General features: G+C 65.3%; 1 protein-coding gene. It reads left to right on the top strand.

Going from position 1 to position 274, the window contains the following annotated elements; translation table 11 throughout:
• The coding region (locus AC0IW9_RS30830; protein WP_471652110.1) for a hypothetical protein at positions 1–274 on the top strand (274 nt) is incomplete at both ends.

The following is a 274-nucleotide window of genomic DNA, read 5'->3' as shown; positions in this document are numbered from 1 at the left end:
AGAGCTGAAACTGCTCAGCGAACAGGCGGTAGACGGCATGCCGACTGGCAACTTGTCTGGCCGGGCATGGTGCGGCGATGCGCTATGGACGGTGTCCGACCGCGACGACGATCGCGTTTACCGCCTCATTAACAAAGGCGCCGTGCTTAAGGCCGAGGTGGAACTGTTCGACGCCCCGCCTGCACCGCAAAGCCCGCTGCCCTGGGGCACGCGCGTGCGCAATTGGCTCGCCAGCCTGACCCGTGGCGGCGCCCTGGATTTCGAAGGCATCAGC

Source organism: Belnapia sp. AC561, assembly GCF_979252845.1.
The sequence above is the reverse complement of the archived record's forward strand: the minus strand, read 5'-3'. Positions and strand labels throughout refer to the sequence as shown.